General features: G+C 53.8%; 22 protein-coding genes and 1 pseudogene. 12 read left to right on the top strand and 11 right to left on the bottom strand.

Annotated features, from left to right (window positions below; translation table 11 throughout):
- Positions 1 to 15: 15 nt before the first annotated feature.
- The 9 genes from ACWXTG_RS04575 to ACWXTG_RS04535 all read right to left on the bottom strand — a co-directional run bounded on the left by ACWXTG_RS04575 (position 16) and on the right by ACWXTG_RS04535 (position 9,865).
- The gene (locus ACWXTG_RS04575) at positions 16 to 855 is read right to left on the bottom strand and encodes a heme/hemin ABC transporter substrate-binding protein (RefSeq protein ID WP_407994978.1); all 840 of its coding nucleotides are present in this window, start codon (positions 853 to 855) and stop codon (positions 16 to 18) included.
- 13 nt (positions 856 to 868) lie between these two features.
- Entirely contained in the window at positions 869 to 1,912 is a 1,044-nt protein-coding gene (locus ACWXTG_RS04570; protein WP_480220856.1) for a hemin-degrading factor, read from the bottom strand.
- A 47-nt stretch (positions 1,913 to 1,959) separates the two neighbouring features.
- The gene (locus ACWXTG_RS04565) at positions 1,960 to 4,236 is read right to left on the bottom strand and encodes a TonB-dependent receptor domain-containing protein (protein ID WP_480220855.1); all 2,277 of its coding nucleotides are present in this window, start codon (positions 4,234 to 4,236) and stop codon (positions 1,960 to 1,962) included.
- Between the two features lie 37 nt (positions 4,237 to 4,273).
- Positions 4,274 to 4,891: a PEP-CTERM sorting domain-containing protein gene (locus ACWXTG_RS04560; protein WP_480220854.1), complete on the bottom strand. Its 618-nt coding sequence runs from the start codon at positions 4,889 to 4,891 to the stop codon at positions 4,274 to 4,276.
- 39 nt (positions 4,892 to 4,930) lie between these two features.
- Positions 4,931 to 5,554, bottom strand: a complete 624-nt coding sequence (locus tag ACWXTG_RS04555; RefSeq protein WP_480220853.1) for a PEP-CTERM sorting domain-containing protein — start codon at positions 5,552 to 5,554, stop codon at positions 4,931 to 4,933.
- Between the two features lie 81 nt (positions 5,555 to 5,635).
- Positions 5,636 to 6,304 (bottom strand): PEP-CTERM sorting domain-containing protein, encoded by a 669-nt coding sequence (locus ACWXTG_RS04550; protein ID WP_480220852.1) that lies wholly within the window; start codon positions 6,302 to 6,304, stop codon positions 5,636 to 5,638.
- Positions 6,305 to 6,449: 145 nt separating this feature from the next.
- Positions 6,450 to 6,668, bottom strand: a complete 219-nt coding sequence (locus ACWXTG_RS04545) for a hypothetical protein (RefSeq protein WP_309565410.1) — start codon at positions 6,666 to 6,668, stop codon at positions 6,450 to 6,452.
- A gap of 120 nt (positions 6,669 to 6,788) precedes the next feature.
- Entirely contained in the window at positions 6,789 to 9,101 is a 2,313-nt protein-coding gene (locus tag ACWXTG_RS04540; RefSeq protein ID WP_480220851.1) for a TonB-dependent receptor domain-containing protein, read from the bottom strand.
- 98 nt (positions 9,102 to 9,199) lie between these two features.
- Positions 9,200 to 9,865 (bottom strand): PEP-CTERM sorting domain-containing protein, encoded by a 666-nt coding sequence (locus ACWXTG_RS04535; RefSeq protein WP_309565408.1) that lies wholly within the window; start codon positions 9,863 to 9,865, stop codon positions 9,200 to 9,202.
- A gap of 286 nt (positions 9,866 to 10,151) precedes the next feature.
- Between ACWXTG_RS04535 and ACWXTG_RS04530 the strand changes: the two genes are divergently transcribed.
- Complete coding sequence (locus tag ACWXTG_RS04530; protein WP_480220850.1) at positions 10,152 to 10,934, top strand: ZIP family metal transporter; 783 nt, start codon at positions 10,152 to 10,154, stop codon at positions 10,932 to 10,934.
- Positions 10,931 to 11,523: pseudogene (locus ACWXTG_RS04525) on the top strand (radical SAM protein); the annotation flags it as partial. The gene ACWXTG_RS04530 and the pseudogene ACWXTG_RS04525, both read left to right, overlap by 4 nt.
- A 17-nt stretch (positions 11,524 to 11,540) precedes the next feature.
- Here the strand turns inward: ACWXTG_RS04525 and ACWXTG_RS04520 are convergent.
- Together ACWXTG_RS04520 and ACWXTG_RS04515 are read right to left on the bottom strand one after the other, a co-directional pair.
- On the bottom strand, positions 11,541 to 11,861 hold the full coding sequence (locus ACWXTG_RS04520) for a hypothetical protein (protein WP_480220849.1): 321 nt from the start codon (positions 11,859 to 11,861) through the stop codon (positions 11,541 to 11,543).
- Between the two features lie 66 nt (positions 11,862 to 11,927).
- The gene (locus ACWXTG_RS04515) at positions 11,928 to 12,560 is read right to left on the bottom strand and encodes a TetR family transcriptional regulator (RefSeq protein ID WP_480220848.1); all 633 of its coding nucleotides are present in this window, start codon (positions 12,558 to 12,560) and stop codon (positions 11,928 to 11,930) included.
- Positions 12,561 to 12,691: 131 nt separating this feature from the next.
- On the opposite strand from ACWXTG_RS04515, the gene ACWXTG_RS04510 reads away from it, so the two are divergent.
- From ACWXTG_RS04510 to ACWXTG_RS04465, 10 genes are all read left to right on the top strand, one after another.
- Positions 12,692 to 13,894: an efflux RND transporter periplasmic adaptor subunit gene (locus ACWXTG_RS04510; RefSeq protein WP_480220847.1), complete on the top strand. Its 1,203-nt coding sequence runs from the start codon at positions 12,692 to 12,694 to the stop codon at positions 13,892 to 13,894.
- A gap of 12 nt (positions 13,895 to 13,906) precedes the next feature.
- Positions 13,907 to 17,020 carry an efflux RND transporter permease subunit gene (locus tag ACWXTG_RS04505; protein ID WP_480220846.1) on the top strand — a complete coding sequence of 1,038 codons (3,114 nt, stop codon included), beginning with the start codon at positions 13,907 to 13,909 and terminating at the stop codon, positions 17,018 to 17,020.
- A complete protein-coding gene (locus ACWXTG_RS04500; RefSeq protein ID WP_480220845.1) occupies positions 17,017 to 18,459 on the top strand; it encodes an efflux transporter outer membrane subunit in 1,443 nt (480 codons plus the stop codon). The genes ACWXTG_RS04505 and ACWXTG_RS04500 overlap by 4 nt, the downstream gene beginning before the upstream one ends.
- A gap of 131 nt (positions 18,460 to 18,590) precedes the next feature.
- Positions 18,591 to 19,994, top strand: a complete 1,404-nt coding sequence (gltX, locus tag ACWXTG_RS04495) for a glutamate--tRNA ligase (protein ID WP_480220844.1) — start codon at positions 18,591 to 18,593, stop codon at positions 19,992 to 19,994.
- A 250-nt stretch (positions 19,995 to 20,244) separates the two neighbouring features.
- Complete coding sequence (hfq, locus tag ACWXTG_RS04490; RefSeq protein WP_309565400.1) at positions 20,245 to 20,490, top strand: RNA chaperone Hfq; 246 nt, start codon at positions 20,245 to 20,247, stop codon at positions 20,488 to 20,490.
- Positions 20,491 to 20,512: 22 nt separating this feature from the next.
- Positions 20,513 to 21,640, top strand: a complete 1,128-nt coding sequence (gene hflX, locus ACWXTG_RS04485) for a GTPase HflX (RefSeq protein ID WP_480220843.1) — start codon at positions 20,513 to 20,515, stop codon at positions 21,638 to 21,640.
- A 24-nt stretch (positions 21,641 to 21,664) separates the two neighbouring features.
- Entirely contained in the window at positions 21,665 to 22,840 is a 1,176-nt protein-coding gene (gene hflK, locus ACWXTG_RS04480) for an FtsH protease activity modulator HflK (RefSeq protein ID WP_309565398.1), read from the top strand.
- Positions 22,840 to 23,724, top strand: a complete 885-nt coding sequence (gene hflC, locus ACWXTG_RS04475; RefSeq protein WP_480220842.1) for a protease modulator HflC — start codon at positions 22,840 to 22,842, stop codon at positions 23,722 to 23,724. The genes hflK and hflC overlap by 1 nt, the downstream gene beginning before the upstream one ends.
- 15 nt (positions 23,725 to 23,739) lie before the next feature.
- The gene (locus ACWXTG_RS04470) at positions 23,740 to 23,925 is read left to right on the top strand and encodes a DUF2065 domain-containing protein (RefSeq protein ID WP_480220841.1); all 186 of its coding nucleotides are present in this window, start codon (positions 23,740 to 23,742) and stop codon (positions 23,923 to 23,925) included.
- 21 nt (positions 23,926 to 23,946) lie between these two features.
- A complete protein-coding gene (locus ACWXTG_RS04465; protein ID WP_480220840.1) occupies positions 23,947 to 25,110 on the top strand; it encodes an ATP phosphoribosyltransferase regulatory subunit in 1,164 nt (387 codons plus the stop codon).

The raw sequence follows: 25,110 nt of genomic DNA, 5'->3' as shown, positions 1-25,110 counted from the left end.
AGGGTGCCGCTCCGCTCATTGCTTGCGAATGGCTTGCCCCAGCTCGACAAGCGCGGCGGGGAGGCGGGGAGTGAATCCGAGAATGTATTGCGTATCCATGCTGACAATCCGGTTGTTCTTGCCTGCGGGCGTCATATTGAGGCCCGGCGTTTTCAGGAAGTTCTGCAAACCGCCGCTGGCTTCCAGCCCCTCGTTGGTAGTGATGATCACATCGGGAGCGGCTGCCACCAGCGCTTCAGCGGTCAGCGGCCTGTAGCCTTTGTATTGCGAAGCCATTACGTTCTCGGCATGCACCAACTTGATGACGGCCGATGCGGCAGTATCGTCGCCGGCCGCCTGGGCGCCGCGCCCTGAATTATTCATGACAAACAATACGCGAGGATGGTCGGGCAGCTTCGCAAGCTTGGCTTCCGCCTCTTTCCAGGCAGCTTCGTATTGCTTGGCGAGTTGCTCCGTGCTGCTTGCGTTGAGCTGTTTGCCTATGGTACGGATATCCGCTGCCACTTGCTGCGGGGTATGCGAATTTTCCTGCAGCTGCAGCACCTTGATGCCGGCATTGCGCACCTGGTCGATCACGTTGCGGGGGCCTGCGCCAGCCTCGGCGATGATCAGCGTCGCACCGGTAGACACCAGTCCTTCCGCGGACAAGGTCCGCATATAGCCTACCTTGGGCTTATTGGCGGCGGCCTGGGGATAGACGCTGGTGATGTCATTGGCAATGACTTCGTCGCCCTTGCCCAGGGCATAGACAATCTCGGTCACGGCACCACCTATCGTCAGCAGCTTCTCAGCCGCAATAGCAACATGGCTACCGAACATCAAGCCGGTAGCAAGCAACAGGGCGCGGATTTTCATTGCTTTCCTTTGATTATTTCAGTGTCGGCAGCTGGGCCACGATGTTGCGCCAAGCTTCGAGCTCGGGTTTGCCCGGCTTACGCTCGCCAAAGAACTGCGCCATGATTTCGCCATTTTTATCAAACACTTCCAGCGAAGTCACGATGCCGTCCTCAGTCGGCTTTTTGACAACCCAGGTTTCCACGATCAGGTCGGTGCGCAAGTGCAGGTTGAACGACTCGTCCAGCACGTTGATCCAGGGGCCGAGTTCCTTCACGTTCTTGATCGGGCCGGTATGGATCTGGATATTGCCCGGATTGCCGACAAAGCACATGATGCTGGTGCCGTCTGCCGCGGCAGCTTCCAGCATTTGCTTGGCGGCATTGTTATCCACCTTGTACGCATGGCCCTCAGGCGCCAAGCGCAACCCTTGGGTGCGGCCAACGCCGAACTTGCGCAACAGCATGAAGAAATCGTGCGTATCCTTCATGGCTAGCCAGGCGGCCTTGAAGCCTTCCTGGTCGATTTCACTGTCGGGCGTCTCTGCGGAAGCAGGCTTGGCCACCTCGACTTCCTGGCCCGGCGTCTGGTCGTCGCTGCGGTATTTTTGTACCAAGTCGTTCCAGGCATCCACATTGCTGAAATCCTTGAGGTGGATCTTGTGGATCGCCGTGCCGGTGGCATCGTAGAACTGCAGGCTGCGCTGGGTGCCTTTTTCGGTTTCTTCGGTTACTGCATATCCATGCTTCCATTGCGAATAGAAAATGCGCAAGTCGATGTCTGGGCCAACAACCAGGCCGACATGGTCGAACGATACGTTTTCGTATGTGCCGACTTTCTCATGCACGGTGCTTTCATTGCGGGTAAGCGCCATCACGCGGCCCAGTTTTGGCACTTCCGCGATGATCTCATGGAACGGCCCCTTGAGGCGTACGGTCTCGCGGCCGATGGCGTTGGCGATGGCCTGTCCTTCGCTGATGCCGATGGCTTGCGCCGCTTCACGGTTGCGCAGTTTTTGTTCCCTCTTGGCATTGTGGAAGGCTTGGTATTGCTGTTCGGTTGTCGCTAGCTGATTCATAGTGGCTCCTCTTGCTTGCTCTAACTAGATGATAATTAATGATACGGTTAATAAATAAGTTCTGTATAGAATTTGATATTGCGTCCAGGGCCGGGCAGGCCAAGATTTCCACTAAACCCACCATCCAAGATATATTCTTTGTTAACGAGGTTTTCGCCAACAAGGCGGAAAGTCAGGTGTTGGTTAGGACTCCAACGGATGCCGGCATTAAAAAGTTCGTAACCATCTTGAGTGCCAAAACGCGCTGTCGGACCAGGAAAGTCGTTCAAATAAAGCCGATCTGAGACTTTGCGGTAGTTGAGGTTAATATCCAGGTTATTCCCGATATTTGCCCCCAGTGTCAAATTAAATGCATTTCCAGGAATTGTATAAAGTGGACGAGAGACATTCGCATTCGGATATATGACGCTACCTGCTATTCTTGAATAAGATGCCTGTACATATAGCTGTTTGTAATTAATGTTATTTTCAAATTCCCAGCCATTTCTGCGTTGAGTCAGGTATTGTGGATTACCTGCATTCATCACTGCGTTACTGGTGTGAATGTGATAATAAGTGGCTTTTGATGTGAATTGAATAGGCTGTCCCAGCAGTTGATTGGTCGAGTAATTAAGGCCGGCTTCTGTGCTTTCAACACGCTGGGATCGATAAACATCGTCACATGATGAATAATCCCGAGGACATAAGCTTTGGCTTGATGGCACTCCAGCTACTATCGGTCCTAGGATAAAGGCGGATCCAGCACGGATTGGACTGAACCCCTGTCCGTAATTAGCAAAAACGGTAAGTTGCTCTGGAAGGATGTCAAAAGCGACTGACAAATTATAAATCTCTTCCGTGAGTTGAATTTCATGACGCTGTTTGGCCGCGTCCATGGCTTGTCGGTACTTATCCAGCGCTTCTAAAGAGGTATAGTCTTTTCTGTACCCTGGGGTAATAGTTAGGCGTTTAATTTGTATTGTGGGTTGTATGTAAAATGCTGTACTCGTGGTAAGGGCTGACGGTGTCGGATTGTTATCCACCATTAAAGCGGAAACTGCATTAGGCCTTGTATATGTTCGATTTGTTATCGTTTCTTGTTTTGCGTATTGAACGCCAAACAGTAGCTCCAACCTTAAATCTTTGCTTGTGAAGATATTGGCCGTGTTGGCGAAATCGAAATTTGTATTTTTAAAACTGTAATCATCTATACGGTCTCCAAAGTTAAACATCCCGCTTCCATTGTTTCCTACCCAGCCATGTGGGGTTGTTTCGTCTTGTTTCGTATGCCCTGTCCCTATGCTTGCCTTGAGATTTATCCATTTACTTTCAGGAGTAAATTCCCATGTCTGGGAAAGAGTTTCTTCATCGATCGCACGTAGAACGTAGGGAGTAGAAAACATCAGGTCTGTGATCGTGTCGTACAGTTGTGCAGTTGGGGCTTGTTTGAGTTTTGCTAACGAGGTAGAAACTCTTAATGAATCAATGGGATATAAAGTGATTTTGAATAACTCAGAGACTGTGTTGATATTTGAGTATTCAAACTTGTCGCCATTCGCAAGGGTCATGTCATTGGATTGACGATTGGTATAGTTATAAATTAAATCAATTCTTTCATGTGGCCGGGCATAGGCAATATATGAGCGCCAATATTCATCATTATTATTGCCGTAACCAAATTTTATTCGGGCGCCTGCAGTTTGACCTGGGCGGAGAAAATCTTCAGCATCCTTCGTTCTGGTGATAACTGCTCCTCCAACATAGCCAGAGTTGGTATTGATCTGCGGGCCGCGTCTGATTTCTATGGTTTTAAGTAAATCGGGTTCAATATAGGTTCCCTTAGAGCGATATTTACTATAATTTTTCAATACACCATCTACCGATACTGCAACATCATTGCTTTCAAATCCGCGGATATTAAAGCTCATGCCGTTCAGGCGAGGCCCGCCATCGATACTGACGCCAGCAGTATTCCTGACAGCATCAAATACAGTCGAGACTTGCCGTCTTTCCAAGTCTTCTGAAGTGATCTTGGTAATGGACTGTGTTTTATTGATGCGTTCGTCACGAATTCTGGACGAACTGACGCTGGTTTCCGGCAAAATGGTATCTTGAGGATTGCTTCTGGTGGCCGGAGTTGACGTAGATGTTGGAGTAGGAGCTACTTTTTCGATAGGTTGTTCTTGATCTTCCTCAGGCTCTTCCGCTAGCGCGAGCAATGGCTGATGCAGCAAGGCAGAGAATAAAACAAGTGCCAATGGTGTGCCTCGGTTCGACATGATGGAGCTGGCAATTGTCATGATGGGATAAGAAGGACCAAATAAATGTTCAAGCAAACCCGGCATGTGAAATGCATGCCGGGCATACGGCTAACTAATAAACTTACTTCTTGCGACGACGGCTTGTGGCACCGAGAATGCCCAGTCCAAGAGCCAACATGGCATAAGTGCTGGGCTCGGGCACGGCGGCTACCGCAACCGTTGCCAGGGCTACCTGGTCGATCAGGATGTGAGCTTCGGCAGCCTTGAACTGGAAGGTGTACAGATCTGCGCCTGTTACATTGTTCCAAACCCAATACAGTTCTTGCTCGCTGCCGGCACCCTGATCTGCTCCATCGGTAAAGGCCAGGATGCTATTGGCGGCAACACCGTTAAGCGAAGCCTCGGAAGCCAGGCTGTTTCCCTGGGTGGCTACACGCAGGTACACATCAAAAACGCCTGCAGTACCAGCCAAGGTGGCGGTAATGGTTGGCAGGCTGAACAGGGTATAGATGTCACCATTTTGGAAGGTGAAACCAGCAGGAGAAAGGCTGATGGTGCCTGCGCCAATTTCGGGAGTGGAATCGCCGGATAAGGTGTCGAAAGTATTCCACTCTGTCAATTGGACTGGTTCGGCATCACCCCACGGTGAAGCAGAGTCCCAGACGCCGACAGCCGCCAATGCAGAGCCGCTGAATACCAAAGAGGTTGCCAACGCGATCGAAGATAATGTTGTGTTCATTGTTTTAATACCTAACTTAATAAAATAATTGAAGACTAATTACTTACGAGCGCGCCGGGCAGTCGCTCCTAGCACGCCTAGACCCAATGCGAGCATTGCGTAGGTGCTTGGCTCCGGCACGGCGGTAACGACGGCCAATGCGAGTTGATCAAGGCTCAGGTGTGTTTCAGCTGCACCGAAATTGAAGACATAGATACCTGCTGCAGATACATCGCTCCACTTCCAATAAACCTCTTGCTCTACGCCACGGCCTGACAACAGGAAGGTTTCTACCAAAGTGGCGGATACGCCGTTTAGGGTCGCTTCTGTATTGAGCAGAGTGCCCGTGGTAGCGGCGCGCAGGTAAACGTCAAATGTGCCGGTAGCGGTTGGCGAGCCGAGTAGGGTGGCGATGAAGTTGCTTACGCCAAAAGAGTTGTAAATATTCTGGGTGCTGGTGAGGGAAGCCAAGGTGCTGGTTTCGGTAAGCGTCGCACCTGCGCCATATTCTGGCGTTGTATTGTGGAATGAAGACGCAAAGTTATCCCAAGCGGCATATTGCACAACCAGGGAGTCGTCCCATGGCGTTGCGGAATCCCAAGCATTGGTAGCAGCGAACGATGTCGTGGCGAATGTCGTACCTGCCGCCAAGGCGATAGCCGCCATTTTTATGGAAAAATTCATGATGTATTGCCCCGATGTAATATAAAGATACTAGCCCGCACAAAGTACGGGCTAGTGATATTGCTTTTAGTTGATTAGCGTTTAGGCGTTGTTCTTGCGGGAACGACGGCCAGCGTAAGCAAGTACGCCCAGGCCGAGTGCCAGCATGCCATAGGTACTAGGTTCAGGAACTGCTGCGACCGCAACAGTAGCGATGGCCAGTTGATCCAGGCTGACGTGGGCAGTTGGATCCGTCCATGTGAAGTTGAAAGTGTTGCCTGCAGTTAGTGAAACATCGTTCCAGACAAAATAGTATTCACGCTCAGCATCAACCAAGCCAAACTGTGTACCATTGTATTGGTAGAATGTTTCTACGGCTGTTGCAGCAACGCCATTCAAGGATGCAATGCTGGAAGGCTCCAAGCCTGCAACAGCAACGCGAAGGTAGATATCAAATACACCGCTGGTGGAAGCTGTGATGGCCGCATTGTAAGAAATGGGGTTCTCTTGCCAGCTGTAGATGTTGCTAGTGGATGTAATGATTGGTGTGCCAGTCGCGGTCAGGCTGCCGCTGCCAGCTACATCAGGAGTAGAGTCGGTATAGCTGTTACCCACAAAGCTATCAAAACCGAAATAATTCCATTCTGTATAGTCTACAGTGGTGGAACCACTCCAAGGAGTAGCTGCCGTGTCCCAAGCATTGATGGTTGCGAAAGCGGAAGAGCTGAATGCCAAACCTGTAGCGAGAGCTAAAGCTGAAAGTTTCATCATGAATACCTTTATCAAGTGAATGCCATCAACCCCTTCCCCTTGAAGGCGTAGACATTCAATTCAACATTTAGGCTCACGGACCCACACCGTCGAGCAATCAATGACCATCACCCTATGAACGGGTGCGGTCAGAAAACCAATTCCATTAATCGGCCGTGTTATGTTGGCTTTTATCCTGATCATTGCTTGCGGGTTGGAAGTCCACGACAAAGCGGTACTGTTTGCCGCAATCAATAATGATTTCTTTTTGCCCGCGACGCAGCAGGCGTATATCGACCTTAAGGCTGCCGAAGCCATCATGCTCAACCAACTCATCCAATAGGTTGATTAGGCAAGTCTTTACAGGGGCTTTTGCTGGCAACATAAGGTTAAATCTATCCGCTTATTATTAATGATACTTGCATACCGATAGCAACATTAAAACAAATGATAACAATTATCATTGAGAAATGCAATAGCGATATGCATACATTTACATTTGAAATTAGAAGCTTATTTCAGTAATGAAGCGGATATTGCGGCCTGCGGCGCGGTTGCCTTGGAATCCGCCAAGATCCCCGCTTGCATTTAGGTAATAGTCCTTGTTTTTGATATTTTCACCAACCAAGCGAAAAGCAAGATTCGGGGCGGCGATCCAATACAGTCCTGCATTGAATATTTCGTATCCGTCCTGAATATTAAGCCCGGAAGTGCCTATATACGCCATGCGGGGAGATACTTTTCTATAGCTGATATTGAAGCCCAGATTTTTTAGTATCTGAGTGCCCATGGTCAAATTGAAGGTTTTTGCGGGAATGCGATAAAGTTTTGCCGATTGCTCTTCATTGTTGATTTCTGTACCCCAAGTATTGGAAAAGGAAGCCCGGGCATAGAAGTCGCGGTATAGCAGACTCCCTTCGAACTCATTGCCTTTTCTTTTTTCTTTACCGTCTTGCGTTGCAATGCCTGTGATTGGATCCATGCTGAAGGAGCGTAATAGGTGATCAGTATCTATCTCGAAATAGGTCAGTTTTGAAATCAATTGCACTTCACTATTGAATAAGCGTGGGTTTTCATAGCTCAAGCCAATTTCACGTGATTCGCTCTTCTGTAGCTTGTATACGTCTCCGCAGATGTAGTTGGTAGATGGGGTTGCGCAGTTTCCTTCGCCGCCATCGTAGCCGTTGTAAGGAAAGTCAGCTGCACTCGAATATGAGAAGTATTCATTGGTGGATGGCGGACGGAATCCTTGGGCATAGTTTCCGAACAAGGTCAGTTGCCTGGGAATTAAGTCAAAAGTCAGGCCAAGGCTGTAGGTTTTATGGGTAAAGCTGATGCTGTCGGACAAGCCTTTTTCTGCCAGATGGTTTTTGACGCGCGGCTCCAGCGTTTTCATTTCATACCAGTCGATTCGGACACCGGGAATGATGCCCAGCCGGTCGATTTGCAGTCTTGGTTGGACGTAAAAGGCGGAATAGGTATTTTTACCAGAAACGCTCGCAGCCCAGAATCCGTCATTGCAAGAGTAGTTCGGATCACGAAGCGGGTCACGGCAGCTGCTGTTCTGTGAATAGGTCCTGCTGATTTCCTTGCTGATGCTACGGTGTTGCAATCCGGTCAATAATGACAGGCTGAGTGTATCTTGCTTGAAAATATCAGCAGTATTGGCAATGTCGATCGTCGTACTTTTAAACTTCAAATGATCATATCTCGTGCCTAAATTCCTTGTGCATTTTACATTGATCGCATAGTAGCAATTGTCGTCCATTTTTGTATGACCTTTGCCCACGGTAGCAACAAGATTGATCCAAGGATGGTTGGGATTCCAGCGGATGGTTTCAGAGATACTGTAGTCTTCTATCGTGCGGACCACGTTGCCGAATAAGTCGGGATTTGCCCCTATTGCATCGTATTGTTGCAATCCGGACTCTTCCAGTAATACGGCTGATGTGGAAAGCTCGAGCGTATCCGTAGGGAAGATACTGATTTTCAGGAGTTGGGATGTTGAGTCTACATTGGACGCTTCAAGCTTGCTGCCGTCAGCATGGGTAATGTCGTTGGAGTTTCGATAGGCGCGGTTATACAAAATATCAATTGCATCGTGAGGGCGTGCATACACAAGATAGGATTTCTGGAATTCATCGTTATTGCTGGCGTATCCAAATTTCAGGCGCGCGCCATAGCGCTGGCCGGGCTTCAGCAGGTCGGCAGCGTCTTTCGTCCTGAGCAGGACGGTTCCGCCTATGGAGCCTGAGCCACTGGAGATTTGCGGCCCTCGTTGCACCTCAATGGATTTCAATAGTTCCGGCTCGGCAAAAGTGCCGCCAAACCGGTATTTTTCAAAGCTTTTCGGGATGCCGTCCACACGGACTTGAACGTCTTCATTATCTGCAAAGCCTCGCACGTTGAAAGACATGCCGCTTGGTCGAGGCCCGCCTTCAAATGTTACACCGGGCACATTTTGAACAGCCTCGAAAATAGTGGCTGGTTGCGTTCTTTCCAGTTCCTTGGCCTCTATGGTCGTAATGGTTTGAGTTCGGTCGATAGTGACGGCATCCTGCTTAATGCGGCTGGCACTGACGCCGACTTCCGGCAGTACTGTGGCTTCAGGAGGGAGAGGTTTTGAAGAGGGGCGCGTAGTGGATGGCTTTCTCTCATTCTTATTGAATGTTGATTTATTTTCTGTCGACTCCACTGCCACTGCAGGAGTGGTTTGCTGTTGATCGGCAGCTAGTGCCGGCAAGCCTGTTAACACTGGCAAAAACAGCATCACTGCGCAGGCGATGCGAAAATAGCCAGGTTTTTGAAAGGTTTTCATGATGGGCTGCATTGAGCTGGAGCATGGGCGAGAAAAACCGGCATCTGGACATTATGTCCAGTTGCCGGTATCGGTGAATGCCGGAAGTATTATGACGATCAGGCGATGTTCTTGCGGCGGGAGCGGCTGCCCATGAAGCCCAGGATGCCTAGACCGATTGCCATCATGCCGTAGGCGCTTGGCTCAGGCACGGCAGCAACAGCTACAGTAGCAAGGGCCAGTTGATCCAGGCCTACGTGGGATTTTGCAATGGCATTGAAGTTGAATACTTGGTTTACACTGGTAATCGTGACGTCTTGCCAAACCCAGTAGGCTTCTTCCACGTAGCCAGAACCCATGCCTTCAAATTCCACAACATCAAAGAATTGAGTGACTTTAGTCGCTGATACACCGTCAAGCGTGGCTGTAGGCAGGAAGGTGGAGCCATTGGTCTTGACCTTGAGATACACGTCAAAAACATCGCCAACTGCGCCAATGCTGGTCAACTGGAAGTTGTAAGTCGCATCGTTGTTGGTGAAGTGATAGAGATTTCCAGTGCTGGTAACAAATACTCCAGCTTGCGCATTGACGTAGCCGTTGCTGCCGTATTGCGGTGTTGCATCGCGTCTGCCAACGAATGTATTCCATTCGGCATAATCGGTGGCGTCTGCAACGTCACCCCATGGATAGTCTTCGTACCAAACATTGTCAACAGCGAAAGCCTGGCTGCTGAAAAGTGCGCTACCAGCCAAAGCCAAGGCAGCAAATGTGGTTGTCATTTTCATTGATTTATTCCTCGCTTGAGAGCACCTGACAGTCCCTTCCCCGAGAAGGCGCTAGTACTCAACTACATACAAAAAACCCCACGGACTCTCACCGTCGGGGCAAATGGATAACCTTCTTTATGAGCAAGACGATTATCCGGAGTCATGGCAGTTTCCCAGTAGGGGGGAGGTAAGGGATCTACCTACAACTACAAATAATAATTATTAGCATTAACATTATATGGGTTTTATAAAAAACGCAAGGCTATGCTCATAAAAATTGAGGCGTCCCTTATAATTCATTCTTATGTCCATATTGCTCATGATTATTTTGGTGAGTGTCGCCGGCGGAGTATTGAGTGTGCTCGCTGCGGCATTTTTTGCACTCAAGGCCAAGGCCGCCTGGGTGCCCATGTTGATCAGTTATGCCATAGGCGCGCTGCTTGGGGCGGTATTCCTCGAAATCCTCCCGCATGCATTTCAGATATCAAGCAGCCTGGAGGTGATGTCGGCTACGGTGCTGCTGGGTATCCTGCTATTTTTCATGCTGGAGAAGCTGGTGTTGTGGCGCCATTGTCATGGTGAAGCATGTGAGGCGCATGCGGTAGATGCTCATCACCACCAGCATGGGGAGCATGATCATGGCCGTAGCGGATTGATGATCATGATCGGCGACACTTTCCATAATTTCGTGGACGGGGTGTTGATCGCGGCTGCTTTCTTAGTGGATGTGCGGCTGGGATTCGTCACTGCGATTGCCATCATCGCCCACGAAATCCCCCAGGAAGTGGGTGATTTCCTGATTTTGCTGCATTCCGGGTATAGCAAGCAGCAGGCATTGCTGTTTAACCTGGTGTCGAGCATGGCGACCCTGGTCGGGGCTGTGGGGGCTTATTTCGCGCTGGGCTTGGTGCAGGGCTGGATTCCCACGATTCTTGGGTTGGCTGCCGCCAGCATGATATACGTGGCTGTCGCAGACTTGATTCCCGGGTTGCACAAGCGGACGGAATTGCGTGCGACCTTGCAGCAGGTTGGCCTCATCGGGCTGGGCGTGGCGTCCATATGGCTAGCGGGAGAGTTGGTGCACTGATTGCGGATGGACTGATTCTGTCTTACCTCGATGTGCCATTGCAGCATTTCAGCCCGCGCATCCTCAAGGCGATGAAACGGCCGGCCAGCAGCGAGAATAACTTGGCGCGCATCAAGGCCTGGCGGGACATTTGCTCCGACATCACCATCCGCCGCACTTTATATCGCTGGCTTCCCCGGCGAAACGGATAAGGATTTTGAACACCTGCTTGAGTTTCTGCAGGAAGCCCAACTGGATCGGGTAGGGTGTTTTGCTTATTCTGCAGTAGATGGCGCTGCAGCGAATGCGCTGGGTAATCATGTGTCAGAGCCGTTGAAGCAGGAGCGTTTGGCGCGATTCATGGAAGTGCAGGAAAGCATCAGCGCTGAAAAGCAAAAACGCAAGATTGGGCGCATTGAAACCGTACCGTATTGACTGATGAGGTAAATGGCGACCAAGCGATTGGCCGTACGGCAACGGATGCTCCGGAGATTGATGGAGTGGTTTATCTTGCGGGTGCGGATGGTTTGCAGCCGGGCGATCTGGTGGAAGCGCAGATTGTCAATTCAGACGGTCACGACTATGGGCTGCTCCGCCGGTAAGGGATTGAACGCAATAATGCCCGGGCTAGCTGAACAGGTCTGGCATGATGGGCGCGGGGCGCTCTGAATCAGCGCGCTCTTCCAGGAAATCCAGAGTATGAGGGCAGCGCGTGGGGTTGCGGATGGACTTGCGCTTCTTGCCAGTGGCGTGAATGTTGATGTAAGGCGTCTGACTGATGCGCATATAGCCGGATGCTTGCAGTTTTGCCAGCGTGGTTTCAAACAGGCTGAGCGGGTTGTCTATGTTTTGCAGGGTAATGGAGTTCTTGCCGACCTTGAGCACGTTATACATGACGAACTTGCTGCCTGTCTGTTTGCCATAGATTTCGCCGCTGTGAATATCCACGATTTACCTTTCCCAATACTTTTCCAATCATATCGTTATGGCTGGAACTTTACAAGGTTGGTGAAATCAGCGGCCGGTTTGCGTCATTCTGCGGAACTGGATGTGTTGCTTAATGAAATCAATGGCCTGGGAACGGTAGCCTAAGTTGGAGTTATCCTTGATCCACATGTGGATCAAGCCGCCGAAGAATAACTGCGTATCCATAGCCAATGTGGCGGGATCAAGTTCCGGATGGATCAGGCCCTTTTGTTTGGCTTTTTCGTAAAGCTGTTGCGTTTTGTCTATGAAGCTTTGGCAGGTGATGAGAACTTGTTGCAGCATTTCATTGAATTCATCGACATATTCGCACTTTGCCATCATGATTTCATAGGTTTGCCGGGTTGAGGCGTCTGTTTCCAGCGTTTTAATCGTATTGCAAAAGAATTGCTCTATAGATGCCAAGGGGTCTTCTGATTGATCATCCAGTACGACAGCGTCCAATTGTTCAATGAAGGGCAGCATGGCTTGGTCGCGCATGGCTTGAAACAGCTCGATCTTGTTGGCGAAGTGCCAGTAGACGGCGCCCCGGGTGACTTGTGCGTGCGTGGCGATATGCTCCATGGTGGTGTGGCTCACGCCTCGCTTGGCGAATACTTCGCGTGCAGCGGTAATAATGCGCTGGCGGGTGAGTTCGGCGTCTTCCTTAGTTTTACGTGCCATGTGCTTTAAGATATCCCTGACGAGAAAACAGTTTTACATACAAACGTGATTGTATATAATATACATTCGTTAGTGAATGTAAGCAAGTAATTTGTTTATAAGACATGGGGTTATATATGAGGGTGCGCGTGATGAATCCAGTTCATACCAATGCAAGAGGGTTGAATTCCAGTAAAAAAATCGTGCTGGCCATGATGGCGGCTTTTGCCTTGGCTTCCTGTAGCAAGGGCGAGCAGCAGGCCGGGCAGGCAGGCCCCCAGGCATTGCCTGTTAGTGTCGTCGAGCTGCAGCCCGCCAGCGTTCCTGTCTCTGCCGAGGCCGTGGCTCAAACCGAAGGCGCACGCGAGGTGGAGATTCGTCCCCGCGTGGGCGGCATTCTGTTGAAGCGGTTGTATGAAGAAGGCGCGCCCGTCAAGGAAGGCCAGGTGCTGTTCCAGATCGATCCCGAGCCATACCAGATTGCGCTTGAGCAGGCAAAGGCCCAGTTGGCCCAGGCCCAGGCCAAGATTGCCCAGACCAAGCGTGAGGCGGAGCGGCTTAAAGGACTGCTGGAGTCGAACTCGATCAGTCAGCGGGAATATGACAATGCCGTCTCCGACGACGACGTGGCCCAAGCCTCTTTGCTGCAATACCAGGCCAGCGTGCGCGAGGCTGAGTTGAATCTTTCCTATACCAAGGTGACGGCGCCCGTGAGCGGCATTTCCGGCCGCTTCCAGTTCTCTGAAGGGGCACTGGTGTCTGCCAACGATAGCCTGCTGACCACTGTGGTGCAACTGTCTCCTATCTGGGTTCGCTTTAGTCTTTCTGACAATGAAATCCAGCAGCTTGGCGGCCCTGTGACGGAAAAGACAGTGAAGAAAATTGCCTTGAAGTTGCCAGATGGGACTGAATACGGCGAAAGCGGAAAACTTAACTTTGCTGCAAGTCAAATTGATCCCGCATTGGGCACGCAGCAGTTGCGTGCGACATTTGCCAATGCGGATAAAAAGTTATTGCCGGGCCAGTTCGTTCGCGCCAAGGTCGTGGTGGGGGAGCGTGATGGCGTCTTCCTGGTGCCCCAAGTGGCGGTGATGAATTCTCAGCAAGGCCGCTTTGTATATGTCGTGGATGAAAACAATCATGCCGCAGTGCGCCCCGTCGTCACCGGCGACTGGAGCGGCCGTGACTGGGTGATCCTCAAGGGCTTGAATGCTGGCGACAAGGTGGTGATCGACAACCTGATCAAGATCCGTCCCGGTGCGCCTTTGCAGCCGCATCCTCCTGCCCAGGAAGGTGCACCGGCACAAGGTGAGCCGCAGAAGTCCGCAGCCAACACCAGCGGCAAGCTGGCCTAAAAGAGGGCAATCATGACGAGATTCTTTATTACGAGGCCGATTTTTGCGTCGGTCGTATCGATCATTATTGTGCTCGCAGGCTTGGCCGCTGCTTTTCAGCTGCCTATCGCGCAATATCCGCAAATTGCCCCGCCGACAGTCATGGTGACTGCCACTTATCCAGGCGCCAGCGCCGAGACGCTTGCCAAGACGGTGGCTGCGCCGATCGAGGAGCAGTTGAGCGGCATCGAAGGGCTGCTTTACTATCAATCCAGCGCTGACTCCAGCGGCACCTTGACCATTACCGTCACTTTTGAGACGGGAACGGATGTGGACCAGGCGACCTTCAACGTCAGCAACCGTGTCAACATTGCCACGCCGCGGTTGCCTGAAGATGTGCGCCGGACCGGCTTGATCGTGCAAAAGCGGTCGAATGACATCTTGATGGCATTGATGCTGGTTTCCCCGAACAAGACCTACGATCCGCTCTACCTGAGCAACTACGCCACGCTCAATGTGCTGGACGAGTTGAAGCGTATCAAGGGCGTGGGCGATGTTACCGTGTTCGGTACGCAGGATTATTCCATGCGTATCTGGTTGCGCCCGGACAAGATGGCGCAATTGGGCGTGACCACCAGCGATATTGCAGCTGCGATTGCTGCACAGAATGCGCAATACGCCGCTGGGCGGATCGGTCAGGACCCTGCGCCGGATGACCAGCAGATCGTCTATACCGTGACAGCCAAGGGCCGCTTGATCGAGCCCGAGCAGTTCGCCAATATCATCGTCAAGGCCAACGGCCCGCGCGGCGTCCTTTATCTCAAGGACGTGGCGCGGATCGAGCTGGGCGCGCAAAACTACAATATCCGCACGACCTTGCAAGGGCAGCCTGGGGTGGGTATCCCGGTCTTCCTGCAGACAGGGGCGAATGCGCTGGATACCGCCGAGGCGATCAAGGCCAAGATGGAGGAGCTGAAGCAGCGCTTCCCCGAGGACATGGATTACCGCATTCCTTACGACACCAGCGATTTCGTCAAGGCTTCGATAGGCGAGGTGGTGCATACGCTGGGCGAAGCCATGATCCTCGTGGTGCTGGTGGTGTTCGTGTTCCTGCAGAGCTGGCGCGCTACCTTGATCCCGATCATCGCGGTGCCTATCTCCCTGATCGGTACGTTTGCCGGGTTGTGGTTGTTCGGCTTCTCGATCAACACGCTGACGCTTTTTGCCATGGTGCTCGCGATTGGTATCGTGGTGGATGATGCGATCGTGGTGCTGGAAAACATCGAGCGCCTGATGAGCCAGGAAAAGCTCTCGCCGCTGAATGCCGCCATCAAGTCGATGCAGCAGGTGTCCAGCGCGGTGGTGGCCATCGTGCTGGTATTGTGCGCCGTGTTCATTCCCGTGGCTTTCATGGGCGGCATCGCGGGCGAACTGTACCGCCAATTCGCCGTGACGGTCGCTGTTGCCGTGGTGATTTCCGGTATCGTCGCGCTGACGTTGACGCCGGCGCTCTGTGCGATCCTGCTCAAGCACGTCCATGGCGAATCGAAGCTGTTCAGGCCTTTCAACCGCGGTTTCGATAAGCTGACCAACTTCTATACCTCCGTGGTCGGCTTGACCTTGCGTCACCGGATCATCGGGGCGATCGTGTTTGTTGGCATCATCGCGGCCGGGGTCTACCTGTTCCGCATCGTGCCGACGAGCTTCGTCCCTCCAGAAGACCAGGGATATGTGGTGACTGCGGCCATCATGCCGGACGGCGCCAGCCTTTCCCGTACTAGCAAGACCATGGAAAACGTACGCAAGACAATTGCCGAAGATCCGGCAGTGGCCAGTCAGTTCGTGATCAATGGCTTCGACCTGATCGGCGGCGGCAACAAGACCAGTGCCGCGACCATGTTCGTGCGGATGAAGGATTGGGATGAGCGCACCACCACTGCCGAACAGATTGTGCAGCGCTTGTTCGGCATCGGCATGATGCAGCCGGACGGCATGGCGATCGCGTTCAACCCGCCTGCGATTCGCGGCCTCGGCAGTTCCGGCAGCATGGAAATGTATATCCAGAGCCGCGAGGATACCGACCCGATCCACCTTTCCGAGGTGGTGAATAACTTCATGGACGCTTTGCGCAAGGAATCGCGCCTGTCCGGCATCAACACTTTCTTCCGTCCGACCGTGCCGCAGCTGTCGATCGAGGTGGACGAGGCGAAGGCCTTGTCCCTGGGGGTGCCGATTGCGGATGTTTACGCCACCTTGCAAAGCACGATGGGCACTTTGTATGTCAATGACTTCAACCGTTCCGGCCGTACCTATCGCGTGCAGTTGCAGGCGGAACCAGCTTACCGCATGAAGCCTGAAGATATCGGGCGCGTATATGTGCGGGCCGCCGGCGGGGAAATGATCCCGATGTCGGCGCTGAGCAAGGTGAAGGAGATTATTGGTGCCGAGCAGTTGGAGCGTTACCAGGGCCTGCTGGCTGCCAAGGTCATGGGCGGCGGAGCCTACGGCGTCAGCTCCGGCGATGCCATCAGTCTGATCGAGCAGATCGCCCACGATACCTTGCCTGACGGCTACCAGCTCGCCTGGACCAGCCAGGCTTACCAGGAAAAGCTCACCGGCAATGCAGCGATCTTTGCGTTCAGCTTCGCCATTATCATGGTGTTCCTGATCCTGGCGGCACAGTTCGAAACCTGGGCGTTGCCGCTCGCGGTCATCATGGCGGTGCCGTTCGCCTTGGTGGGCGCCTTGCTGGCGGTGTTGTTCCGCGGCATGCCTAACGACATCTACTTCCAGATTGGCCTGGTGACATTGGTCGGCCTGGCGGCGAAGAACGCCATCCTGATCGTCGAGTTCGCGAGCCAGAAGCTGGAAGAGGGCTTGCCGATCAAACAGGCCGCCATCGAAGCCGCGCGCTTGCGCTTCCGCCCGATCGTCATGACCTCGATGGCGTTTGTGCTGGGGATCGTGCCGTTGGTGATTGCAACAGGCGCAGGTGCTGCCGCACGCCGCTCGATGGGGACGGGCGTATTCGGCGGCATGCTGCTGGCAACCTTTATTGCCACGATATTTATCCCGATGTTCTTTACCTGGTTGTCTGGGCAGACCAGCAGCCGCGTGCATCACGATGACCAAAAGGAAACAGCATGATGGTACGTCACAACATAATTTATGCTGCCGTTACATTGGCTTTGGCCGGCTGTATGGTGGGGCCGGATTACCATCGGCCAGACACGAAGCTGCCAGCTAGTTTCAATGCGTCTGAAGCTACGCAGACAGACGCACAGGCCGCATTGAATCTGGATAAATGGTGGGAAACATTCCAGGACCCGGTCTTGAACGAGCTGATGGACAAGGCATTTGCCGATAACCTGGATATCGTCAAGGCGGTGGCCAGGATTGAAGAGGCTGATGCCGCCATGCGCGAAGCGGGCGCTGTCTTGTTTCCCCAGATTGACCTGAGCGGAAACGGCGTGCGCCAGAAAGTGACGGAAACCGGTGCCTTCCCGTTGCCGTCCCATGTACCTGCGATTCGTGAGAATTACAACCTGCAGCTGGGAACCAACTTCGAGCTGGATTTCTGGGGCAGGTTGCGCCGTGCGCGTGAGGCTGCAAGGGCCCAGGCCTTGGGCACTTATTTCGCCAAGGATACGGTCAGCTTGTCCTTATCGGGATTGGTGGCCAGCAACTATCTCTTGTTGCGCAGCCTGGAGGCGCAGATTGCTGTCTCGCGGGATAGTCTGAAAAGCCGTGAAGAAAGCCTGGCATTGACCAAGCGCCGGCTCGAGGGAGGCATTGCCTCCATCCTCGACGTGCATCAGGCCGATGTAGCCAACTCCAACCTGGTGGCGCAGATTGCCGACCTGGTGCGGCAGCGTGAAATCGTGCAGCATCAGCTTGCCGTGCTGACGGGTGACCTTGAGCTCAAGGTGCCGGAAGGGGATATTCACCAGTTGCCAGCGCCTCCGATTCCTCCGGCAAACCTGCCTTCCAGCTTGCTGGAGGCACGCCCTGACATCCGCGAGGCCGAGCAGACCCTGATCTCTGAAAATGCCCAAATTGGGGTTGCCAAGGCGGCGTTGTTTCCCACTATCAGCTTGACTGCGACCTATGGCGGCGAAAGTGCAGCATTGAATGAGATCATGCATGCACCATCGCGTATCTGGTCTGCCGGCCTGGGATTGAGCCTGCCTATTTTCAATGCGGGCAGGTTGTCAGCTCGTGTCGACCAGGCAACCGCAAGGCAAAAGCAGGCGTTGGCAACATACCAAAGCTCTATCCAGACTGCGTTCAAGGAAGTGAACGACGCGTTAGTGACGGTCCGTCAGAGCCGCGAGCGCGAAGACGCCTTGAATATCAGCCAGGAAGCGGCGAAGAAGGCGTTGCAGGTGTCTGAGAACCGTTATAAGTCGGGATATTCCGCTTATTTGGATGTGCTCGACTCGCAGCGGGTTTACAACGATGCCGTGTTGGCGTTCATCCAGAGCCGACAGGCAAGGTTGACCGCGACCGTCGATCTCTTCAAGGCCCTGGGCGGAGGATGGAAAACCGCCCAATACGATCAGCCTGAAAAGCAGGCCAGTAAATAGCGACGCAACATCAATAGCTATACGTTAAGGAAAACCGGGCGTGTCCCGGTTTTCTTTTGTGAAGTGATTCAATTCAGCTGCCGCCCTGGCGCCATGTTAAAATTCCTCGTTTATTTTCATTGCGATTTCCCATGACAGTTCGTACCCGTTTTGCCCCTAGTCCTACCGGTTTCCTGCATATCGGTGGCGCCCGTACCGCCTTGTTTTCATGGGCTTATGCCCGCAAGCATGCAGGGCAGTTCGTATTGCGTATCGAAGACACCGATGTGGCGCGCTCGACGCCGGAGGCCGTGCAAGCTATTCTCGACGGCATGAACTGGTTGGGTCTGAGCTGGGATGAAGGCCCGTTCTACCAGATGCAGCGCATGGACCGCTACAAGGAAGTCATCCAGAAGCTGCTGGATGAAGGCAGCGCGTATTACTGCTATTGCAGCCGGGAAGAGCTGGACGCGATGCGCGAGCGGCAAATGCAGGAAGGCAAGAAGCCTCGGTACGATGGACGTTGGCGGCCGGAGGCCGGCAAGGCATTGCCGGCCGTGCCGGCAGATATTCCGCCCGTCGTGCGGTTCAAGAACCCGCTCACGGGCAACGTGGTCTGGGATGACCTGGTCAAAGGGCAGATCAGTATTGCAAATGAAGAGCTGGACGATTTGATCATTGCGCGGGCGGATGGCACGCCCACCTATAATTTCTGCGTGGTGGTCGATGACTGGGATATGGGGATTACCCAGGTGATACGCGGCGATGACCATGTCAACAACACGCCGCGCCAGATCAATCTGTTGCAGGCGCTTGGCGCTGCCATCCCGCAATATGCCCATCTCTCCATGATCCTCGGCGATGACGGCCAGAAGCTGTCCAAGCGCCATGGCGCCGTGAGTGTGATGCAGTATCACGAGGACGGCTATTTGCCGGAAGCCGTACTGAATTATCTGGCGCGCCTTGGCTGGTCGCATGGCGATGACGAGATTTTCAGCATGGCCCAGTTCTGCGAGTGGTTCGGGCTGGACCATGTGACGCCTTCTGCCGCCCAGTTCAATACTGAAAAGCTCAACTGGCTCAATGCCCACTATATCAAGCAGGCAGACTTGCAGCGTTTGGCGGAAGATGTTGCCGGGCGCCTGGCGCGGTCCGGCATTGCCGTCAACGCGGGCGTGGACCTGCAGGCGGTGATTTCGCTATACCGCGATCGCGCCAATAGCCTCAACCAGCTTGCCAGCAGCATTGCGTATTTCTACCGCAAGCCCGAAATTGACGCAGCCGCATTGGAAAAGCACGTGACTCCCGAAATATTGCCGGTCATGAATGCGTTGTTCGGCGAGCTCAAGGAGATAGATTGGACGCAGGAAAAGCTGCATGAAGCCATTGAGGCTGCCGTCACCAACAATGGACTCAAGTTTCCCAAGGTGGCTATGCCGTTGCGCGTGATGCTGACCGGTGGCGCCCAGTCGCCCAGCATCGATGCGGTGATGACGCTGCTGGGAAGGGAAGAGGGCCTGGCACGGATGCAGGCAGTCTTGCAGGCGCAGCGATAAGAGAGAAAAAGCCTGTAAAGGACAGAACAATTTGGTTTCTATGCAGTCCTAGTGTCAAGTTGATGACGTTGTGTCGGAACTGAATTGACAATAGGCACTTGTTTTTCAGCTTGTAGGCCCCACTAATTGAGAGGCAGGGAATTGCTGATTGTTAGTGGCAAGCGCTAGCTTGGGGAAAGTTTTTCACGTAAAGTTACTTTTAAGAATAAAACTCCCTATATATACAACTACAAGGTAAAGGAGCATCAAAATGAGCGTTAAAGGGCAGATGTTACAAGACCCCTTTCTGAACACGTTGCGCAAGGAGCACGTGCCTGTTTCGATTTATCTCGTCAATGGGATCAAGCTGCAGGGGCAAGTGGATTCCTTTGATCAATACGTCATCCTGCTCAAGAATACCGTCACCCAGATGGTATACAAGCACGCGATTTCAACCATTGTGCCAGGCCGTGCGGTTTCTATTCCCCATGGGCCTTCCTCCTCGTCCGAAGGTTAATTCTTGCCAAGTATTTGTTCATATGTTTGACCGGCCAGTCGGTGGGGATGCTTCCGTACTGGTAAGCGTGGATTTTGGCGATCCTGGATACGAGGAAAGCCTGCAGGAGTTGCGACAGCTCGTCATTAGCGCGGGCATGTCGATTACAGGGACGGTAGAAAGCCGCCGTCCCAAACCCGACCCCAAGTTCTTTGTCGGCAGCGGCAAGGCGGATGAATTGCTCGCCACGATGGAGGCCGCGGATGCCAAGGTCGCAGTGTTCAATCATGATCTAAGCCCTTCCCAGCAGCGTAATCTCGAGCAGTTGCTCGAGGCGCGCGTCGTGGACAGGACAGGGCTCATCCTCGACATCTTCGCCCAGCGCGCGCAAAGCCATGAAGGCAAGCTGCAGGTGGAGCTTGCCCAGCTTGAGCATTTGTCCACGCGCCTAGTGCGCGGCTGGACCCACCTTGAGCGCCAGAAGGGCGGTATCGGTGTCCGTGGCGGTCCCGGTGAGACCCAGCTCGAGCTCGATAGGCGGATGCTGCGTATACGCGTCAAGCAGTTGCGCGAAAAGCTTGCCAAGCTGAAGCAGCAGCGCGGCATGCAGCGTCGCGCCCGCCGGCGCTCCCAGGTCCTGTCCGTGTCCCTGGTCGGTTATACCAATGCTGGCAAGTCCACATTGTTCAACCGGCTGACCCAGTCTGGCGTCTATGCGGCCGACCAGCTGTTCGCGACCCTGGACACCACTTCGCGCAAACTTTACATTCCCGACGGCGGCCCGGTCGTGATGTCGGATACGGTGGGGTTCATCAAGCATTTGCCGCATGCGCTGGTGGAAGCCTTTGGCGCGACGCTGGAAGAGGCGGTGCAGGCCGACTTGCTCTTCCATGTCGTCGACGTGGCCAGCGATAGCCGTGACGAGCAGATTGAGCAGGTCAATCTTGTCCTATCCGAGATTGGCGCCCAGGATGTGCCCCAAGTATTGGTGCTGAACCAGATTGATCGTGTCGGAATCCCGCCGGGGCTTGATCGCGACGAGTATGGTAGAATCTCGAAAGTGCGTGTTTCTGCCAAGACAGGGGAAGGGCTTGACCTCTTGCGTCAAGCTTTGCTCGAACATCAGCAGGGATTGCAGGAAAAGCTGTCGCAATCCTATCTAAACGCATAATTTTTTGATTTTTCGGAGTGATGCATGGCTAACGATCCCGGTTGGGGCAATCGTAACAACGATGGTCCGCCCGATTTGGATGAAGTGTTTCGGCAGTTCAGCCGCAAGCTGAATGGCTTGTTCGGCAAGAATGGCGGGACGGGTGGCGAACCTAATCCAGAGGCAAGGACGATCCCGGTACTGCCTGTGCTAGGCTTGGTCGCCGTCATCTGGTTCGCGACTGGCTTCTATATCGTGGACCAGGGGTCGCGCGGTGTCGTGTTGCGTTTTGGCAAGCATGTGGAAACCACCATGCCCGGCCCGCGCTGGCACCTGCCGTATCCAGTCGAAAGCGTCACCGTGGTGAATATGGAGCAGGTACGCACCATAGAAGTGGGCTACCGCTCTGCCGAGGGCGGTTCCGGCCGTGGCCGTGAATTGAGGGAATCCTTGATGCTGACGGACGATGAAAACATCATCGACCTGCAGTTCGCGGTGCAGTACAACCTGAAGAACGTAGAAGAAACCTTGTTCAACAACCGTTTTGCAGAAGAGTCCGTGCGCGGCATTGCCGAGACCGCGATTCGCGAGATCGTCGGCAAGAGCAAGATGGACTTCGCGTTGTATGAAGGGCGCGAGGAAATTGCCGTACTGGCCAAGCAGCTGATGCAGGAAATCCTGGACCGTTACTCCACCGGCGTGAACATCGTCAATGTCACGATGCAGAACGCCCAGCCGCCAGAGCAGGTGCAGGCGGCATTTGACGATGCCGTGAAGGCTGGCCAGGATCTTGAGCGCCAGAAGAACGAAGGCTACGCCTACGCCAATGATGTGATTCCGCGTGCGCGCGGTACCGCTTCCCGCCTGCTGGAAGAGGCTGCGGGTTACAAGCTGCGTGTCGAGAACGAGGCCAAGGGTAATGCCAGCCGGTTCGAGCAAGTGTTGGCGCAGTACCAGCGCGCTCCTGAAGTCACGCGCCAGCGTCTATACCTGGATGCGCAAGAGCAGATCATGTCCAGCGTCAGCAAGGTCGTGGTCGACCAGAAGGGCAACAACAGCCTGCTCTACCTGCCGCTCGACAAGCTGCTGTCGGCTTCCGGCGCGAATCCGGCTGCCGCATCCACCGTGCAGCCTGTAGTGCCCAGCAGCACTTCCGAGCTTGACGTCAATATCCAGCGTTCACGGGACTCATTCCGTAGCCGAGACAGGGAGAGCCGATAATGCGAAATCTTGGAACAGTGCTCTTGGGCCTGATTGCAGCCTTGCTGCTGCTGAGCCTGTCTGCCTTTAGCGTGGACCAGCGCGAATATGCCTTGGTGTTCCGCCTAGGTGAAATTGTATCGGTGAAAAAAGAGCCAGGCCTTTACTTCAAGGTGCCGTTGGTGGATAACGTGCGTTATTTCGATAAGCGTATTCTGACCTTGAATTGGGTGGAGCCTGACCGCTTCCTGACCAGCGAAAAGAAGAACGTGCTGGTGGATTCGTTCATCAAGTGGCGTATCGTCGATCCTGCCAAATACTATGTTTCCGTGAAGGGCGATGAGCTGCAGGCGGAACGCCGCTTGTCTCAGACAGTCAATGACGGCTTGCGTGCCGAGTTCGGTAAGCGCACCATTCATGAGGTAGTGTCCGGCGAGCGTAGCAAGATCATGGACATCCTGCGCCAGCGCGCGGACCGTGATTCACGCCAGATGGGCATCCAGGTGCTGGACGTGCGTTTGCGCCGCGTGGACCTGCCCCAGGAAGTGAGCGAATCCGTCTATCAGCGTATGGAAGCCGAGCGTAAGCGGGTTGCCAATGAGCTGCGCTCCAGGGGCGCTGGCGAAGCGGAAAAAATTCGCGCCGATGCGGACAAGCAGCGCGAGGTGATCATTGCCGAAGCCTTCAGCGAAGCGCAGAAGATCAAGGGTGAGGGCGATGCCAAGGCTGCGGAAATCTATTCCCAGGCGTATAGCAAGAACCCTGAGTTCTATGCGTTCTACCGTAGCCTCGATGCGTACCGCAATAGCTTCAAGAGCAAGAGCGACGTCATGGTGCTTGACCCGGGTTCGGATTTCTTCAAATACATGCGTAACTCCGGCCGCGCGGGTAGCGCCGCCAAGTAAGCAGGAACGCCCATCTTGACTTCCAGCTTGCTGCTTGCCTTTGGTTTGGTGCTGGTGATCGAGGGTATATTGCCCTTGATCGCACCGCAAACCTGGAGGCAGACCTTTCAGCGCATGGTGGAAATGAAGGATGGGCAGTTGCGTTTCGTCGGACTGGCATCCATGCTGGTAGGTCTGTTGATCGTGCTATTGGTGCACTAGCCCTAAACCTTGTAGAAAATAATGCGTAACTGGTTACTTCCTGAATACATCGAAGATGTACTCCCGGCCGAGGCTGCCCGCGTCGAGCAATTGCGTCGCAGCTTGCTGGACTTGTTCAAAGTGCACGGTTATCAATATGTGATTCCTCCCATGATGGAGTACATGGAATCGCTGACGACCGGTATCGGCCATGACCTTGATATCGCCACCTTCAAGGTGGTCGATCAATTGACCGGTAAGCTCATGGGTATCCGGGCGGATATGACGCCGCAAACGGCTCGTATCGATGCCCATATGTTGAACAACCAGGGCGTGACGCGCTTGTGTTATGCCGGCAGCGTCCTGCGCACGTCGCCAGACGGTCTCGCGCGCAGCCGCGAACCCTTGCACGTCGGCGCTGAGCTCTATGGGCACGCGGGCGTCGAGAGCGATATCGAAATCCAGAGGCTGATGGTCAAGGCCTTGCATGCGGTTGGCCTGGATACTTTATATATCGATGTCAGTCATGTCGGCATCTTTGCCAGCCTGCTTGAAAATGCCGGGATCGGCGAAACCCAGGAGCAGGAGCTGTACGCAGCCTTGCAAAGCAAAGACCAGTCGGCGGTGCGCGAGCTGGGACGGAATTTAAACCCGGATACCCTGGAAGCCTTGTCCAGCCTGACCGAGCTGAGCGGCGATATCAGTGTGCTTGAGCAAGCTGCCAAGTATTTGCCGCAGACGGCAAAAATCCAGCAGGCGCTGCGCGACCTCAAGGCGGTCGGCGCAGGGTTGGCCGACCTGGACGTCAAGGTATGCTTTGACCTCGCTGAGTTGCGCGGCTACCACTACCATAGCGGCATCGTCTTTGCTGCCTATGCGCAGGGATATGCCGGGCCGTTGGCTCGGGGCGGCCGCTACGACGAGGTCGGCGCCATTTTCGGCCGGGCCCGGCCAGCGACCGGGTTCAGCTTGGACTTGCGCGGCGTGGTCAGCTCATTGCCTGTCGCCGAGGCGGCAGGCGCCATTTTCGCGCCCGCCGTTGCAGATGCTTCCCTCGCCCTGGTGATCGAAGGTTTGCGTGCGCAAGGGCAGGTGGTCATTCAGGATTTGCCAGGGCAAGAGCCCTATCGTGCGGAGCTGGGTTGCGATCGCAACCTGGTCCAGCAAAATGGAGAGTGGGTCGTAGTGGCCGCTCCCGAGTTATAA

It is taken from the genome of Methylobacillus sp. DLP286 (assembly GCF_056636515.1).
This window is presented reverse-complemented; position numbering and strand designations above follow the sequence as displayed.